Raw genomic sequence first — 18,867 nt, 5'->3', positions numbered from 1 at the left:
TCCTTAATTAAAAATGTAGAATTATTTAATATATGAAGGGTTAATCCTTGACATTAAATATTCATTTTCGTATTTTCCATTTCTAATAGCCGCAAAACGCTTAAGACCTTCTTTTTCAAAACCAAGCTTTTCATAAAGATGAATAGCTTTTTTATTATCTTCAAAAACTGTTAATTCAACACGAATAAGCATAAGCCAATTATCGGCAACATCAAGTAGAGTTTTCATTAAAGCAGTACCAACCTTCATATTTTGATAATCCTTATGAATCATGATTCCTATGCTACCACTATGCCTTAAACGATGATTTGCATTAATACTTAAACCCGCACATCCAATAATCTCCTCTTCACCATCTGCATTTTTTGTTACAGCTACAAATTGGTGTTGGTTAGCATCCATATTCACAACGAAATCTTCATTTCGTTTTACCCTTTCTGAAGGAATACCAAGTATATTTTCAAACACTCCAGGCATACGCCTAAGTGCATTTATTCCTTTACCATCTCCAATATCTACTGGTCTTATGAAAAACTCCATTTTATCTTGCCTCCTCTGTTTAGATTGCATCCATTATTGGATTTAATTTATTAAAATCAACGAAATCTACTTTTTTATTAAATGTTTCAATCATTGCCTTTACTTCTGCTGTTTGCTTTTCTTGTGGTATTTTTTTTGTTTTGTTATATAGAAGCCTCATCATTAATTTATGCTTAAAATTTAGCTTTCCATAATCAATTCCACCACGTAGATGGAATATCTTAGCCTTATCATAAATCTCTATAGGAATTTGGGCTTTTATAGAACTTTTTATATGTTCAGTATTTTTTTCATCAGTAGTATCTGCCAATCCAACTGTGATAATAATAATTTTAGATTGATTACTTTTAGGTATCAATTTAATGGTATCCTTTAATCCTTTTACCCCACCTGCATATAATCCCCCTAAATAAATTATGGTTTCAAATGTAGCGATATCGCTTGCCCCCTCATAGGAAATTGCCCTTATCCCAGTTCTTTTTGATAATTCTTCAGCATAACGCTGTGTTGTCCCGTAGTTACTTCCATATATTATTATTTCCCCCACTATAGACCCCCCATTAAATTTCTATATATCTATTATTAATTTTTAGAAATATGTATAATTTCAGTTTCTCCCCAATCTATTAATAATATATTAACACCATTTTCAATTATATTCCATAAAATCTTTTATTTGTTATAATGTTATGGGTTTGAAACTAAAAGGAACATCAAAATCTGATATTCCTTTTAAATTGCTCTTTAATACATTTCTTATTATATTAAATTACTTCTAACACAATTATAATGGTCGCTCTTTAACAATATTCTCAGGTAATGAATGTCCATCAATATTATAAAACTTAATTTCACCACTATTTTCTGGTATTATCACTGTAAAAGGTTTATTGTCTTCAATTAATATTTCTTTTGTATGCTCCCCATCATATATTTCTATCCTTGATACACCCATCTTGTTCAAAGATAAAAATATCTCTCCATGACCATTACTAGTAACCTTTAGAATCTCATCAGAAATTTCTGGCAAAGCTCCACCAGAACGAAAAGTATATCCAAATGATAAACCTTGTTTGTTTTGATATATGGAGAAAGTAAACTTGCTTAAGTCTTCTGAATAGAAAAGTAAAACTCCCAAATTGTTATTAACATCATTTGCTGTAATCCATTTTTCTGGAATCCTATGTGCTTTTCGAGCATCCTTTTCTATATTATTTTTTGACACTCCTATATTTCCTCGACCTATTAGTATCATAAATACCAGAAAAAACACACATAATATTCCAACAATATATTTTTTAAACTTCATCTACTTTTCTCCAATCTAATATAATTGTACTATAACAATACGAAAGACTATAAACCCTATAGGCTTCTGCATAAATATTTCATACTGCTCTTTTATATCATATTAACCTCTATGATAAATTAGTTGCACAACACCAGAAGAAAATGTTCTTGTACTAACTAATTTTAAATTCAGTCTCTCTTTTATATCCATAAATAATGGCTTTCCCTCTCCTAAAACTATAGGATGGACAGACAATCTAAACTCATCAACAAGACCTAAACTTATAAATGTAGTAATAAGACTAGATCCACCATATAGCCATATATCTTTTCCTGGTCTTTTCTTTAATTTATTTACTTCTTCAAGAATATTTTCATTTATATATATTGCTTTACTATCAGCAGGTCTTTGTGTTCTAGAAAAGACATATTTCTCTTTACTATTAACTAATTCCCACATTTCTTTTTCTGCATCAGAATCTTCAGCCTTTGGAGTATATTCTCCCCACATATCATAACTTTTTCTACCATATAAAATAGTATCTATTTGATTTAGAAAGTCATTAAAGTTCATATCTGGGTCCATGATACACCAGTCAGTCTCTGCATTTTTCCCTTCAATAAAACCATCTAGTGTAACTGCTAAGTCAAGAATTATTTTTCTCTCTTCATTATTATTTGACATAACTTCTCCTCCTTCAACTAAAAAAATATGACTCTATTATTAGATACAATAAAGCCATATTTCCGGAAAATTTTAGTATAATATGTTTATTTATATTATACATTATCATTTTTATTTTATCAAATATTTTCTAAATTATACCTATTCTCTAGCATATTTTAATAAATATATATCTTTCCCAAATTTTAATCAATATTTATAAATTTTAGCATATGCAAAATAATTACTAAAAAACAAAGGCGAGGTAAATCTAAAACTCCACCTTGCCTTTATTAATTTTATGGTATAATTTCTATTTCTATACTGCCACTACTTGTTGTGATATCACAGATACCTGCACTTGGATCTGAATCTGGGATTTTTACTTTACCACTGTTGGTCTCAGTAATAAACTTCTTAGAAGATAAAATTCTTCCCTTTACATCACCACTCTTTGTTTTAACATTGAATGAAGTTGCATCAGATTTATCAATTTCTATATCACCACTATTTGATTCAAGTACTGCTATATCATTGACCTTAACAAAATTTGTTTCAATGTCTCCGCTAGTAGTTTTTAAATAAAGCTCATAAGGAGACGTATCTGATACTATGATATCTCCACTAGTACTTTCTGCCATTATAGAACCTCGCTCTGAATTTTTTATGTTAATATCTCCGCTGGTAGTCTTTATATTCATCTCAGAAGTGGACATATCTGCCACTGTAATTTCTCCACTAGTACTTTCTGCCATTATAGAACCATCCTCTGAATTTTTTAGGTTAATATCTCCACTGGTACTATTAACAGATAATAATTCACTTGTATTACTCATAAAGGATATATCCCCACTAGTGCTTAACAATTCTGCTTTTCTAAAACTAAAATTATCTGGAATTTCAATATCACCACTTGCCGTTTTTAAGTTAATAGACATATATTCACTTTCTGGCAAATAAACTGTAATTGACATAGTATCTCTCCAGCCAATTCTAATATGTTTATACCAACTTAGTCTATCATTTTGTATTATTGTAAGTGTATCATTTTTTACATTAACAGTATGATTAATTTTATTACTTCCCTTAATTACTACCTTACCTTCTCCATCAGGAACAAGGACAAAACTAACATCATATTCAGAATTTCTGATGTCTATTTTCTCAAAAGACTCATTAATTTCATAGTTATCTATAGTATTCTTATTTGTAAAAGCAACAATCAATACGATAGCAATGAAGGCTATAGTTACGATAATACCCACTCTCTTTGACTTGTTCATTAAACATTTTCCTTTCTAATGTATCTAGAATTAATCCAAAGATTATTTATAATTTAAATAACTTTTTCTTACTCTTTCATAAAAATAAAAAAATATGGTTTTATCAATTATATAAAGCCATACTTTAAAAAGTTTCATTATAATATATGTATTTAGATTATATATTATAATTATTGCTTTATCAAACCATTTTTTCTGAATATTAATTCATTTCAACTTGAAAAATTTTACCAATTAGTGTAGTATACTTTCAATTTCTATTTATAATTTTATAAAAATTTTAATAGAATTTAATGTACATTATTTGTATAAATATTTTAATGAAAAGAGGTTTTATGAAATACAGAAATAATTCACATAGAAAATATTTAACTAATTCATTATTTACTTTTCTTACAGCACTTTTATTATTATTTGTTTCTTATCACTCTTTTAAAAACATATTTTTTAAAGCTGATTATATCTACTACATTTCAGAAGACGGTAGTGATGATAATGATGGTAGTAAGTCCTCCCCATTAAGAAGCCTTTATGGTTTTAAAAAGTTACTAATACAAAATATTAAGGATAATGAAATAACTAAAGGCTCAATAAAAGTTCATTTAGGTAATGGTACCTACAAGATTTCTAAAAGCTTTAAACTAACTAATAAAGACTTATTAGATAAGGATATATATATTGAATTTATAGGTGAAAATAAAGATAAAGTCTTTTTAACAGGAGGAATTACCTTAGATAATAAGAAACTTGAAGAAGTTAATAATACTTCTAATTTATCTGATAAAAAAGTGTACAGCTATGATTTATCTAAAGAAAATATATCATTTAATCTTAAAAATAATTCTATAGATAATGCTCCTGAAATATTTTCAGGTGATAAAGCATTAAACATAGCTAGATATCCAAATGATAACTTTATATTAACTGGTTCTATTAATAATAAAAAATCTTTAACTGGACATGAACAATATAGTTTTAATATAGAAGAAAAACTTCCTAAAAACTTTAATTATAATAATGCTTATGTTAGTGGATACTGGTATCATGATTGGAGTGATAGCACAGCTAAAATTCAGTCAGTTAAGAATAATAAACTTACTATAAAAGGTCATCTTCCTTATGGAATAGAAGAAAATCAAAGGTTTTATATCTTCAATGTTTTTGAAGCATTAGATAAAGAAAATGAATACTACATAGATTATGACAATAAAAAGCTTTTTATAATTCCAGAGGATAATGATAAAAATTCAGAAATTAAACTATCACTAATATCTGAACCATTAATAAATTTAGAAGGATTATCAAATATATCATTTAAAAATATTACCTTTGAAAATACAACAAATCATGGGATATTAATAGAAAATTCAAGTAACATAAAAATAGAAAATTGTATTATTAGAAACCTTTCTAAGTATGGTATATATATGAATAACGTTTCAAACTCTAAGGTAAATAAAAATGAAATTTACAATACTGGTACTGGTGGAGTCTTTGCTAGTGGTGGTGATAGGATAACTTTAACTAGCTCCAATATAAAGATAGGTAAAAATGAAATATATAATTTTTCAAGAATAAAAAAGACTTATAGTGCAGCTATTAATATAGAAGGTGTTGGCATCACTGCCTCTAATAATAAAATATATGATGGACCACATACAGGAATACTCTTTGGTGGAAATGATCACGTAATCGAAAAAAATGAAATATTTGATGTAGCTAAAGAAACAAATGATGTCGGTGCTATATACTCAGGGAGGAACTGGACATATAGAGGAAATATAATTAGAAAAAACTATATTCATGATTTAAGTAATGACTCACTTGGGCAAACTGTAGTTGGAATATATCTCGATGACTGCCTAAGCTCTGCTCATGTATATAAAAATAGAATAGAAAATGTTCCACTAGCTATTTTAGCTGGAGGAGGAAGAGATAATATAATAGAAGAAAATATAATAATAGACTGCCTTAAATCAATTACCTTTGATGATAGAGGCTTATATGGCACAAACTACGAATCTTTAGTTATGAAACTAGGCGATGTTCCCTACAATAGTGAAACTTGGATTGAAAAGTATCCAGAAATAGAATCTTTAAATACTATTGATCCTAAAATCCCATATGGAAACATAATTATAAATAATAAACTTAAAAATACTTCTGAAATGACAATTAAAGCAGCAGTACTGGAGTATGGAACTGTTGTAAATTAAAAAAAATCAAGTGCTGTCGCACAATGTAAAATGAATAATGTAAAATGTAGTATTAAAGAAGAAACTCCTTGCGGATTTTCTAAAATTTACACCTTTTCATTTTTATCTGTTTGCGACAGCTACTTGAATTCTTTTATATATGAAAATAATATGTATTGATTGCGCAATATTTATTTAATTTATATTTAGTAATACAACTCATATTATATATCTATAATATCTCACTAAACATAAATCTCATTAAGTTGAAGCTCATACTCTTCTATATTATTAGTCTCCATTTTTAGAAGAAATATTCCTAATGTAACTAATTCTTTTGTTCCTAAGCTTGTTTCAATGTTAGTAACTATATCAGAAATAATATTTAGAAATTCCTTTGTTGAACATTCAAACATTCTATCAATTAATTCTTTAAAAATTTTCTTCAGCCTTTTATTTTTATCTACACCTTTATAATTAAGATTTAAATACTCAATTAAAGCTTTTCCAGTAAAATTATATGTACAATTTTGACTCTCTTCTAAATTTAATAATCTAGCTTCTCTTGGAGTGATTTTCAAATCTATTCCTTTTATTTTATCTACATAATCAGCCAATATATTATAATCAAATTTAATAAAATTATTTATAGATAACTTATACTGTGAATTAAGTAACTTTATAGTTTCTATCTCTCCATCTTCATTATAAACTTTACTCAATCTACCTCTCTCCATATTAAGATTAGCTATTTTCACTTTATTTTCTTCTTTATTGAAATTCAATACTAGCAGATTTTCATAAATATTATTATTTAATATAAATATGCTCAAGCTTTTATTATTCTTATCATTATCATGCAAGTTTAAATCATCTTCGATTTTGACTTTCTTTACATTTGATATTTGTGTGCACATATATCCTGCCCCTAATGTTAATAGTAACTTTTTATTTCCCAATTCCCATTCCCCCCTTATTTAGCTTCTTCAAAGTTTCTTCTTTACTAATCCTTGTTGTAATTTCTAGATTTATTTATATTGCAAAATAACCCAATAGGAAAAGCTTTTTCCTATTGGGATTAATCATGAATATATTAATTAAAATATTCTTTTATTAATTTAACAATTCTTTCACAAGACTTTCCATCTCCATAAGGGTTTACTGAATGTGCCATTTCAGTATATTTAGTTGAATTATTTATTAACTCATTACCTATTTTAAATATATTATCCTTCTCTATTCCTGCTAACACAACAGTACCTGCCTCAACTGCCTCTGGTCTTTCTGTCTCAGTTCTTAATACCATAACTGGCTTTCCTAGAGCTGGAGCTTCTTCTTGTATTCCACCTGAATCAGTCATTATTAGATAACATTTTGACATAAGATTTGCAAAGTCAACATATTCAAGAGGTTCAATTAATTTTACTTTATCTTCAACACCTTCAAAGCTCTTTCTAGCTAAATCTCTTACTAATGGATTTTTGTGCATTGGGAATATAACTCTTACTGAATCATTTTCTTCTACTAATTTTCTAGTAGCTTCAAATATTTCTTTCATAGGCTCTCCCCAATTTTCTCTTCTATGGCTTGTTAGTAAAACTACTTTATTATTAGAAAAATCTATAGAATTAAGAATTTCATCTTCAAATTTATGGTCTTCATTTATTACGCTTAATAATGCATCTATTACAGTATTTCCAGTTACATAAATATTCTTATTTAAACCTTCTTTTAATAAGTTACTTTCATTAGTTTTAGTTGGAGCAAAATGTAATGCAGTTATTGCTCCTGTTAATTTTCTATTAACTTCCTCTGGAAATGGTGAGTATATATCTCCACTTCTTAGCCCTGCTTCAACATGTCCAACTGGAACTTTATTGTAAAATGCCGCTAATGCTGCATTTAATGTAGTTGAAGTATCTCCATGAACTAAAACAATGTCTGGTTCACATTCCTTTATTACTTTATCTACTCCACTTAAAACCTTATTAGATACATCTACTATAGTTTGACCATGAGCCATTATATTTAAATCATATTGTGGCTTAACATCAAATATTTCTGTAACAGCGTCTAACATTTCTCTATGTTGAGCTGTAACACATACTATTGATTCAATTCTCTCATCTTTTTCTAATGCTTTTACTAATGGGCACATTTTTATAGCTTCTGGTCTTGTTCCAAAAACACTTAATACTTTTACCTTATTCATGTTATTTGTCAAACTCCTTTTAAGTAATTTTAATTGATCTTCCACAACGATATATTACTGTACTACCAAAATTACAATACTTAGCTATCTCTAGTAATAAATTTGATGATAACATTTCTTCATTATATTTTCATAAATTAATTCACTATATATCTTATATCATTTTTAAATAATGATTTTTTGAGTAAGCTTTATAACTTTTTTTGTTTCGTTGTTATCCTTTATAAATACTTGAAATTCATATGTTCCACTTTCATCAAACTTATATACAATATAATCTTCCTTACTATACCAAATAGTATCTTTTTTCTCATTATCCTTAAAAATATACCAAGCATATTCCATATTTATTAACTTTGAATTTAATTTTACTTTATAAATATTCTCACTTATATTTTCTATTACAGGATTTACAAATTTATAACTATAATCTCCTACAGTTGTTAAAAGTTTATTTTCTAAAATACTCTTCTCATCTACTCTAAACTGCTTTTTATAATTATACATTGTTTTATTATCTTCTTTTTTAATAAAATATCTCATTGTATACATACCTGGTTTATTAAAAGTGTAAATTATCTCATTGTTTTTACTATACCAAAAAACATCAACTTTCTCTTTACCATTCATAATATACCATGCAACTTCTGATTTTTCTTCTAGATTTGGTATAGAAAATTTATATGTAGTAGAGTCAATTTGCTCCTCTTTAACAAACTCTTCACTATATATTACCATTTTTTTAATAGGTATATTAATGACATGATCTTTATATAAACATTCTATTATGTTGTCTTTGTAAGAAACTTTTAAATTATCATTTACTATTATTCCAGTTAAAAATTCAGTAGAGGTACCATTAATATTAAACTTCAATGTTGTTGTTTCTGTTAATTTTTCAAAACCTATTGAAATTAACCCTCCATTAACTTTTCTACTATCCCCATTAATTAACTGTAATTCAGTATTTGTAAACTGCATCATTGTAATTTTACTTTTTCCATCATAACTATTTAACTCCACATTTGTATCTGATAAATTATCTAACTTTATATCATCACCTAAGTTAAATATTTGTGAATATGTATTTTCATAACTACTTTCAATATTATCATGAATAAAAATTGAACCACATTTTAAATAGAAAATAGTTCTAGTAATATTTACACCTTCATAAAGATTATTTTTACCAACAACATAATAGTAATTTTCTGTTTCTCCATAATCCACTATACCTGTATTTCTTTCATTTCCTAAAATAAAAGGATAAGTTTTATTATTTACAATTACAGTATTATGAGCTACGGCTGACATAAAATGTCTTCTCCATGGTCCCGTTTCATATGTGTATGTTCCTGAATCAACAAAAATATTCTTTCCTTTTGCAAATAATACAAATGATAAGTCATCTCCATGCTTGTGATTTTTCAATTTATATCCACTATTAAAACCTAAATATATTAACTTATTTATATCTGACATATCCCAACTATTTCTTATAAAAACATATCCAGCCTCTTCATAAACTTTAAATAATAGTTCTGGTTTTTTTCCATATCTACCATTAGTTTTCATATATCTAAAATATTCATTATCAGTGATATAGTTATTAATATATATTTTATTAAGATCTACTTCATCACCATCACCAAACATAGGTAACTTCTTATCTGGTTTTGATAAATAAACCAGATACTCTATAGCTTTACTTAATAATTCATTAAAATTTTCACTTAAAGTATCATTATATTTATTTAATAAATTCTTTTCTAAATTAATATATATACGTAATGTGAAAATATTGTAATATGATGAATTTTCTAAATTCACCCCTTCACTAGAGTAATCTCTAATAATCGATTCTCTTAATCTAAACAAGGCTTTGCTTTTTAGTTTTTCACAGTTAAAATATACTCCTAAAACATAAAGTGATCTATCAATCATAACCCCATGATTTTGAGTAACATAATTATTATCACTATACAAAAACTCTGCATGTTTTATTAGTATATCATCTATATCTTTTCTTTCGTTTTTATTATATTTCAATGATAACAATTGATATAGTACTAATACCAATGTCCTATCCGAAACACTATGGTCATACCATCTAAAACTATCTGTTGAATCTTCTTCTTTATAATTAATCCAACTACTAATTAACTTATCTGAAAGCTCTAAATATTTACTATCATTATTTAATTGAAATGCTTCAAGTAAATATCGAATTGGCTTAAATGCTTGTAAATATAATTGACACATTTTAGGGCTTATTTTATACTTTAAATCCCAGTTAAAAGAATCAATATTAAACTTTAGTTCAGGTTCATATGAAAAGCTTCTAGGAAACCTATCATATTCTATCATTAAATTACCATCATAAATATATTCTGCAATTTCAATAATATTTCTTTTTTCTTCTATATTTTCTTTAAACTCACCACTAATGTAGCTTAATATTATTTCAATATTGGAATCTATTAACTCAATAGAATTTTCATTAATTAAAGGTAAAACAGTTTTTTCAAAAATATCTACCTCTGTTATATTAATTTCCTTTTCATAATCATACATTGTTTTTTCTTCTTTATTTTTTATAAAGTATCTAACTTTGTACACACCTGCTTTATCAAAAGTATGAATTAACTCTTTATCTTTTCTATACCAATATACATTTACTTTTTCTTCATTTTTCATAATATACCATGCAACTTCTGAATCTTCTGGCATATTTTCTACTGTGAACTTATATGTAATAAAATCTAATTTTTCTGCTTTTATATAACAATCATTCATTCTTATATAGGTTTTTAACTTAATTTCTGTCTTTTTATTATTCTTATAATAACTAACTTTATCATCATCATACTCAATATTAATATTATCATTTAATACTATAGCAGTAATAAAGTCTGTTGAAGTTGCAGTAATATTATACTTTAAGGTAGTACTTTCTTCTAATTTATCAAAAGCATGAGAAATCAATCCCATATTCGGTGTATTTTTATTTCCTTTAATTATTTCTAACTCATTGTTACCCAATTGTATTAAGGATATTTTTTTATTATTCTTATTTTCTAAAACTATATGATTATCATTTTTACTTGCTATTTTCATTCCAGAATCTAAATTGAATAACTGAGAATATACATGTTCACTGCGTCCTTGAATATTATCATGAATAATGATTACACCATTTTTATCAAAATATATTGTTCTAGTAATATTTACACCTTGATAAATATCATTTTTACCAACAACAAACAAATAGTCATCAGTCTCTCCATAATCAATAATTGACGCCTTTTCAGAATCTCCTAATATAAATGGGTATGTCTTATTATCTACTATAATAGTATTATGTGCCATTGCAGACATGAAGTGTCGTCTCCAATCTCCTGCCTCATAAGTATATGTACCTGAATCAACAAAAATATTTTCACCATTAGCAAATAAAACAAACGATAAGTCATCTCCATGCTTATGATTCTTTAGTTTGCATCCACAATTGAAGCCTAAATAAGTTATATTATCTAAGTTGCTCATATCCCATGTATTTCTTATAAATGAATATCCAGCCTCTTTAAAAACTTTAAATACTTCATTTGGTTTCTGTCCTATCATTCCATCTGATAATACATATTTTAATTGTTCATCTTCTTTAAAATAATCATCACTTGCTAACTTATTAATATCAATTTCTATTCCATCACCAAACATAGGTAACTTCTTATCAGGTTTCGATAAATAAACAATATACTCTATTCCCATTTTAATTAATTCATTAAAGTCTTCACATATAGTATCGCCAAACTTATTAAGCAATTTTTTTTCTATACTCATATACATTTGTAAATTAAAAATATGATACTCAGGAGAATTTTCTAAACTTATCATTTCTTTTGAAAAATCTCTGTTAATTGACTCATTTAATCTTTGTTTAGCTTTTTCTCTCCAAATTTTACTTTCACTATTATTTAAGAAAACACTAATACTATATAATGTTCTATCCATCATAGTACCATGATTTTGAGTTGTATAATTCTCATCTTCAAATAAAAATTTAGCATGTTCTACTAATAATTCTTCTAAATCTTTTCTTATCGGTTGGTTATTTTCTAATAATATTATTTGATAATATATTATTACTAACGCTCTATCTGCTGCACAATGGTCATACCATTTAAATTCATTAGTTGATTGTTTTTTATTATACTCGATCCAACTATTAATCATTTCTCCTGCTAAATTTAAATACTTTAAATCTTTTTTTACTTGGAAAGCCTCTAATAAATACCTTATTGGTTGAAATGATTGTAAATATAATTGACACATACTAGGATTTTTAGAATATTTTAAGTTCCAATTTAATGATTTAGCTTTAAACTTTAATTCTTCTTCATATGTAAATCCACACGGAACCCTTAATGCATTTATTACTAAGTTTCCTTCTAACATATAATCTGCAACTTCGATTAATTGTTTATTATTCAATCTTTTTACAATAAACACTTCTTCAATATATTCTAAAAAAATTTTATTCATTGAATACTCATCCTGTATCATGTCCTTCCTCCTAGCTGTTTTAAAGTTTTTTATCAGTCAATTTCTCAATTATTATTTTTTCAACCATTTCATTAGTTTCTTTATTATTGTTTATGATAGATTTATACTTCAAAGGATATTTACTCATAACACTTGATTCTTCACATAATCCCCATACATCTGTTCCACTACCTATATAATCGCTTAACTTTGATGGTAAATACGGATTTATTCTTTTAAAACCTTCAGTTATTGCATCATTAACAATTAAACAATCAAATTTTGTAGTTAAGTTTAAAAACTCTATAAAATTAACATAATTATTAACTACTATATCTTTATTAATTTTTCTTTCTTTAATTTTATTCTTCAAATTATCAACTTCGTTGGTGAAAATATGAAGGGTAAATTTATTAGTATACTTTTCTTGTATTATTTCTAAAGCGTCAAAAATATCATCTAAATTTCTCGTTTCATAAAATGAACCAAAATACGCAAAATTAACCTTATTTTTATCAATTTTGTATTGGCTCTTTTGTAAATTATAATATTCAAATGGTAATGTTGGTTGTGGCTTTATAATAGCTTTCTTCTTTATTAATTTTTTTATATCTTCATTTGGAAATTTTTCAAGCATATACGATAATTGATTTTTATTAGTAAAAATTAATTCATCTGCAAAAACATACGGTATATATTCACATAAATAAAATAAATTATTATTATTATTATTATTATCTGATTTTATTTTCTTGCTCTTAAGCATACTATTTAATTTATCCATAAAATCATTATCATTAATTTCTGCATTTCTCATGTTACCTTTAATATCCCATAATAAAGGATCTGAAAATTCTGCTATCCATTTCACCTTAGAATTATATATTTTATAATAGAAAGCCATAAAATGTGATGCTGGAAACATAGCTCTACTATAAATTTCCTTATACTGACCTTTTTTACTTTCTATCTGTGCAATTTTATTCATAGCAGATTCACAAAATTGCTTAATTGCATTCCAATTTGAAAAACTTGAATAAGATGCTATTTCAATTCTATTTTCAATTAAATCATCACATAGCCTATTTAATCTTGTATCTTTTTTTCTTATTTTAGACATTTCATTATATACAACATCAACTACTTCATTTTGTTCACGAATTCTTTTTGCCATGACATTTCCACTTGTATCTACATATGGTGGGAAACAATAACTTACTACTAACTTATTAGATAAATTTCTATTTATAATATCATAAGGTAAATATATACAATCATATTTTTTTATTTCTTTTATTACATTCTCTCTCTCTTTAATATTGGATGATATATAGTTATTTATAAAAACTGATTGTGCATTTATTTTTCTTTTAATAAATATTTGTTTTTTTGAATTATCTGTCAATAAAACTAACGTATTTAATTTAGATATAACTTCCATTCTTTCTGTAACATTAAATCCAAAAGACATAGTTCTTCTTGAAATCGAATTTTCTCTTAATCTTCTAAAATATATAGAATCATCTTGTTGAGGTACTACTATATAATTTAAATCGAATTTAGCAGTCATTTCACAATAATATACTACATCTTCACCACTTCTCAAAGTTTCATCATATTTAAGCTTTTTAGCCACTGATGTAGGAAATAACTTACATGCATTTAGTGTAACTACTTTATCTAAATCAATTAAAGGATCTATTACTAATCCTGATTTTTTTGTTATTTGTTCATTAATAGCATTATTCTTAATCAATTCACCGTTTTCTTTGTAATCTACTATCTGTGAAACAACAACAGTATTATCATCAGCATATTTATACATCATTTTTAGAAAATCTTTAGATACAAAATCATCATCATCAACAAATGTTATATACTTTTTAGTTGCATAATTAACCCCTAAATTTCTTGCAGCAGATGCTCCCTTTTTATCACTATGTAAAATATGAATATTAGAAACTTTTTTTTCTTTAATTACTTTATTTAATATTTTTTCTGTACTATCTAGTTCGCCATTTAATACAATAATTATCTCTACAAGTTCAGGATTGATGTTTTGATTAATTAATGATGTTATACAATCTAAAATATATTTTTCCCCCTTAAATGAAGGAATTACAATACTAATTCCTTCATTTAAGTTATCAATATTTTCACAATTATTTTTTTTTATATTTTCGATTCTATTATTTATCTCATTTTTTAGTCTTCTGACTTCTATTAACCTTGATTCTATTTGTTTCTTATTCATTTACTGCCTCTTTTCAACCCTACGTTTCTTTTTAAACTCCAATATTTCACAGTTATTTTTCCTAATTTAGAATTCTTTAATGAATTATACTTCTTACTTAAACTAGTAACCATTTGCTCCATTTTTTCTAACTCTGTTATTTTTTCTGATATTGCTTCTAATGCACATTCTTCCTTTTCTAAGCCTTCTTTAACTAAATAATATGCTGCTATAAGTTCATCTTCTTTGATTTTTAATTTTTCTTCATTTTTTGCTTTTTCTACTTTATTACTTATAATTAATTCATCATATTTATTAATTACTTGCTTATTTTCTTCTGTTAAATTATTAATAAGTATCTCTTTAGATTTAATTAATTCTTGTAGTTTTTTATTCTCATCTGTTAATTTATCTATAATTGTAGAATTAATACTTTTAACTTCATTCAATGCTGTACTTAAATTAATTTTTTCATCTTGTAATATAGTATTTTTCTTACGTTCCTCTTCTAATAACTGATTTAATTCATTTATTTTGCCTACAGCTTCAGAACTTCTCTTCTTTTCTTCTTTTAATAAACCACTTAACTTACTATTGTTTTCTTCTAAAGTGATATTCTTCTTGTATTGATCATCAAATTTTATTTGAAGTACTTGTTTGCTTATATTTTCATCTTCATAATTACACTTCTCTTTATGTATTTTTTCATACATACTATTAATACGTTCCCACAACTCTGTGGTATCAGTATTATTTTTTTCAATTAATTCAAATATTTTTTTATCTTTACTTTCAATTAGTGAATCGTAATATTTAAAATAATTTTTTTGTCGTTCTTCATACTTATTAGTAACTTGTTCAATTTCTAAGTTTTTATGTTCTAATAATTTGTTTACTTCTCTTGCTTTATCAATTAGTTCTCTTTCAATGTTAAAAATATTTTCTTCTTGCTTAAGTAAATCCTGTATAGGTATTAATAACTCATTATTTTTTTCAATAATATCTCTTCTTACTAAAACTAACCCTAACCATTTACCCCAAAAATTTTTTTCTACTATTTCATAATAAGGATTAATATCCTTAAGTAAATTTCCGTAATAATAAGTCTTCTTATGATCAAAATAATCATTTATACCAAATGGCACTGTAATAATACATCTGCTTTTAGCTTTGCCTAATTCCCAAGCCTTTTTCAATAAATCATCACAATTTGAAAGATGCTCTAGAATCTCGCCCATAATTATAGTGTCAAATTTATTAAACTCTAAATCTGTTGTAACAATATTAGCGCTTATAAACTTTACATTTTCTCTTACCTCTGGCTCTTCTGACATCAATTCTTCATTGGCAAACTCAATAGATTCGCTTAATGCATCAATTCCAATAACTTTTTTACCTTCTCTTCCTAATAAGATTGATGTTATTCCTTGAGAGCAACCTATATCTAGAACATTTTCACCTTGAACCTTACTCATCATCCAAAATATTCTTTGTCTAGTTTTATCTTTAAATGCCTCTCCCATTTCGCCGCTAAAAGCTTTATTAATTTTATCTAATGCCTTTTCCATAATATTCAATCACTCCTAAAGCTTATATACACCTTCCATATTTACAATATTTCTAGTATCTAATACCAATTTATTTTCTAAAGCCGTCATGTTTTCTTTAAGTTGTGTATGTCCTACCATTACTACAACAATTTCAACATCATTTATAAAACTTTCAAAATCCATATATTGACCTTCGTATTTCTTTTCCTCAATCCATGGATCGTATGTTTTGATTCCTTTTACAAAATATCTTTCTAGCTTGTCCATTAATTGAACTGTTGGACTTTCTCTCATATCATCAATATCTTCCTTATATGTTAATCCATATAATCCAACCTTTGATATATCTGTGATTCCATTTTCATTCATTATTTCTCTTATTCTATCTATAACATGATCTGGCATAGAATCATTTACTTCTCTTGCACCTAATATTACATTTACTAAATCAGGATAGTCTCCTACTAAGAACCATGGGTCTACTGATATACAGTGTCCTCCAACTCCTGGACCTGGTTGAAGTATATTTACTCTTGGATGTTTATTTGCTATATTTATAAGTTCATATACATCCATATCTTCTCTTCTACAGATTTTAGCTAATTCATTTGCGAAAGCTATATTTATGTCTCTATAAGTATTTTCTACAACTTTACTCATTTCAGCAGTTTTAATATCAGTAACTACTATATCACCTTTACAGAAACTCTTATACCACTCTCTAACCATCATACCAACTTCTCTATTATCAGCACCTATAGTTCTTGAGTTGTTTTCTAATTCATATACCATTTTTCCTGGTATTATTCTCTCTGGAGCATGTACTAAATGAATATCTTCTCCTATTTTGAATCCTCTTTCTTCTATTATTGGTCTTACAAACTTATCAATAGTTCCTGGAGATACTGTTGATTCAATTGCTAGTATTGTTCCCTTCTCGCAAACATCTAGTACAGTATTAACAGCAGATATTACATATTTAGCATCTATTTTCTTTGTTTCCTCTATGTATGGTGTAGGAACTGTTATTATATATCTATTTGTTTTTATGTACTCATTTGAAAATTCAATTCCTTTTTCAACTGCTTTTGCAAAAAGTTCCTCTAAACCATCTTCTTTAAAAGTAAGATTTCCAGCTTTTAAATTATTTACTATTCTCTCATTTAAGTCTGTTCCTACAACCTCTATTCCATTTGCTGCAAACATTAGTGCTGTTGGTAATCCTATATACCCTAGTCCAATTATATTTAGTTTATTCATTTCTACAAATCCCTCCATAATTTGTTATCTAATATTTATTTAAATTTTTATTTAAATACCCTATAATTTTATTTATAAATAATCTTTTATATTTATTATCTTTTAATATTTTTGATAGCTTATTTTCTAAGTAAACTGGGAATACTTTTGCAATATCATTATGATTATTTATTTCACATTTATCTATTTTTAAATTCAGGCCTAACTCTTCTGACACATATTCAAAACTTTTTAGAACCCTGTCATATTGATTATCCCCATCACTTGTTAATAAAAATATATTTGATTTATTATTACAAATAAGTCTAATTAAATTATCATACTTTATTCTATTCGCAATACTTCTATCGCCAAAAATCTCATCTGCATAAGTTTTAATACTTAAATCACATAAATAAGTACCAATCTTATATTGAGGTGCGCCTATTATTATATTTCCGAAATTGTACTTCATCCCATAGTATAGTGCAGCTGTTCCTCCCTTAGACGATCCTATGCTTATTATATTTTTTAATTTTATATTATTTTCAGATACTATTTTCGATATTAAGGACATTACTGCTGTTTCAATCTCAAAACTACCATCAAGTCCTAAATAATAAGTACCTTTACTACCATAGTTATCTAATATATAGAGCTTATTACAATCATATGTTCTTAATGTATTTATATAATTATATTTAGGCTTATCATCAGAAAAAGCAGAGAATACTATTATTAGCTTGTCTTTATTATTAAAAAGAGCTTTATTAAAACAATACCTTATTCCCAAATTGCTACTATGAATCTCTTCATTTTTAAAACCTTTTTCTTCAATTTGGAAATATTTAATATCATTAATTTTTTCTAATACATTCTCTTCTAATTCTATTGTCCTTTTCTCTAGACAACTTATATATACCCCTGAATTTATTGTTTTTATATTTACTCCAGGAAGTATTTTCTTAAAAATATCGATTATTTTCTTTAGATGATTATTAATTTTAACAACTATTTTACTTTCATCATCTGTTAGCATAATTCTTTCATTATTTCTAAAAGAATATTTTTCATCCAACCTTAAATCAATGATAAATATATCTTCAATACTAATAC

13 protein-coding genes are annotated in these 18,867 nt (G+C 26.0%); 1 reads left to right on the top strand and 12 read right to left on the bottom strand.

What is annotated here, in order from left to right; genetic code table 11:
* Window positions 1-21: 21 nt before the first annotated feature.
* The 5 genes from QK892_RS14375 to QK892_RS14355 all read right to left on the bottom strand — a co-directional run bounded on the left by QK892_RS14375 (window position 22) and on the right by QK892_RS14355 (window position 3,777).
* Window positions 22-540 (bottom strand): GNAT family N-acetyltransferase, encoded by a 519-nt coding sequence (locus QK892_RS14375; protein ID WP_317274238.1) that lies wholly within the window; start codon window positions 538-540, stop codon window positions 22-24.
* Between the two features lie 19 nt (window positions 541-559).
* Window positions 560-1,087: a flavodoxin domain-containing protein gene (locus QK892_RS14370; protein ID WP_317274237.1), complete on the bottom strand. Its 528-nt coding sequence runs from the start codon at window positions 1,085-1,087 to the stop codon at window positions 560-562.
* Between the two features lie 237 nt (window positions 1,088-1,324).
* The gene (locus QK892_RS14365) at window positions 1,325-1,849 is read right to left on the bottom strand and encodes a hypothetical protein (RefSeq protein ID WP_317274236.1); all 525 of its coding nucleotides are present in this window, start codon (window positions 1,847-1,849) and stop codon (window positions 1,325-1,327) included.
* Window positions 1,850-1,951: 102 nt separating this feature from the next.
* On the bottom strand, window positions 1,952-2,515 hold the full coding sequence (locus QK892_RS14360; protein ID WP_317274235.1) for a dihydrofolate reductase family protein: 564 nt from the start codon (window positions 2,513-2,515) through the stop codon (window positions 1,952-1,954).
* A 278-nt stretch (window positions 2,516-2,793) separates the two neighbouring features.
* On the bottom strand, window positions 2,794-3,777 hold the full coding sequence (locus QK892_RS14355) for a DUF4097 family beta strand repeat-containing protein (RefSeq protein ID WP_317274234.1): 984 nt from the start codon (window positions 3,775-3,777) through the stop codon (window positions 2,794-2,796).
* Window positions 3,778-4,112: 335 nt separating this feature from the next.
* Here QK892_RS14355 and QK892_RS14350 point away from each other — a divergent pair, with 335 nt between their 5' ends.
* Window positions 4,113-5,993 (top strand): right-handed parallel beta-helix repeat-containing protein, encoded by a 1,881-nt coding sequence (locus QK892_RS14350; protein ID WP_317274233.1) that lies wholly within the window; start codon window positions 4,113-4,115, stop codon window positions 5,991-5,993.
* Between the two features lie 224 nt (window positions 5,994-6,217).
* Here the strand turns inward: QK892_RS14350 and QK892_RS14345 are convergent, their stop codons facing one another.
* From QK892_RS14345 to QK892_RS14315, 7 genes are all read right to left on the bottom strand, one after another.
* Window positions 6,218-6,931, bottom strand: a complete 714-nt coding sequence (locus QK892_RS14345; protein ID WP_317274232.1) for an LCP family protein — start codon at window positions 6,929-6,931, stop codon at window positions 6,218-6,220.
* 134 nt (window positions 6,932-7,065) lie between these two features.
* On the bottom strand, window positions 7,066-8,184 hold the full coding sequence (wecB, locus tag QK892_RS14340) for a non-hydrolyzing UDP-N-acetylglucosamine 2-epimerase (protein WP_317274231.1): 1,119 nt from the start codon (window positions 8,182-8,184) through the stop codon (window positions 7,066-7,068).
* 165 nt (window positions 8,185-8,349) lie between these two features.
* Entirely contained in the window at window positions 8,350-12,750 is a 4,401-nt protein-coding gene (locus QK892_RS14335; protein WP_317274230.1) for a heparinase II/III domain-containing protein, read from the bottom strand.
* Window positions 12,751-12,769: 19 nt separating this feature from the next.
* Window positions 12,770-14,983, bottom strand: a complete 2,214-nt coding sequence (locus tag QK892_RS14330) for a glycosyltransferase (RefSeq protein WP_317274229.1) — start codon at window positions 14,981-14,983, stop codon at window positions 12,770-12,772.
* The gene (locus QK892_RS14325; protein WP_317274228.1) at window positions 14,980-16,530 is read right to left on the bottom strand and encodes a methyltransferase domain-containing protein; all 1,551 of its coding nucleotides are present in this window, start codon (window positions 16,528-16,530) and stop codon (window positions 14,980-14,982) included. Before QK892_RS14325 ends, QK892_RS14330 begins: the two co-directional genes overlap by 4 nt.
* A 15-nt stretch (window positions 16,531-16,545) precedes the next feature.
* Window positions 16,546-17,772, bottom strand: a complete 1,227-nt coding sequence (locus QK892_RS14320) for a nucleotide sugar dehydrogenase (RefSeq protein ID WP_317274227.1) — start codon at window positions 17,770-17,772, stop codon at window positions 16,546-16,548.
* Between the two features lie 28 nt (window positions 17,773-17,800).
* On the bottom strand, window positions 17,801-18,867 hold a 1,067-nt coding region (locus QK892_RS14315), incomplete at its 5' end, for an accessory Sec system protein Asp2 (RefSeq protein WP_317274226.1).

The sequence above is a fragment of the Clostridium lamae genome (assembly GCF_033043255.1).
GTDB lineage: Bacteria > Bacillota > Clostridia > Clostridiales > Clostridiaceae > Clostridium > Clostridium lamae.
The sequence above is the reverse complement of the archived record's forward strand: the minus strand, read 5'-3'. Positions and strand labels throughout refer to the sequence as shown.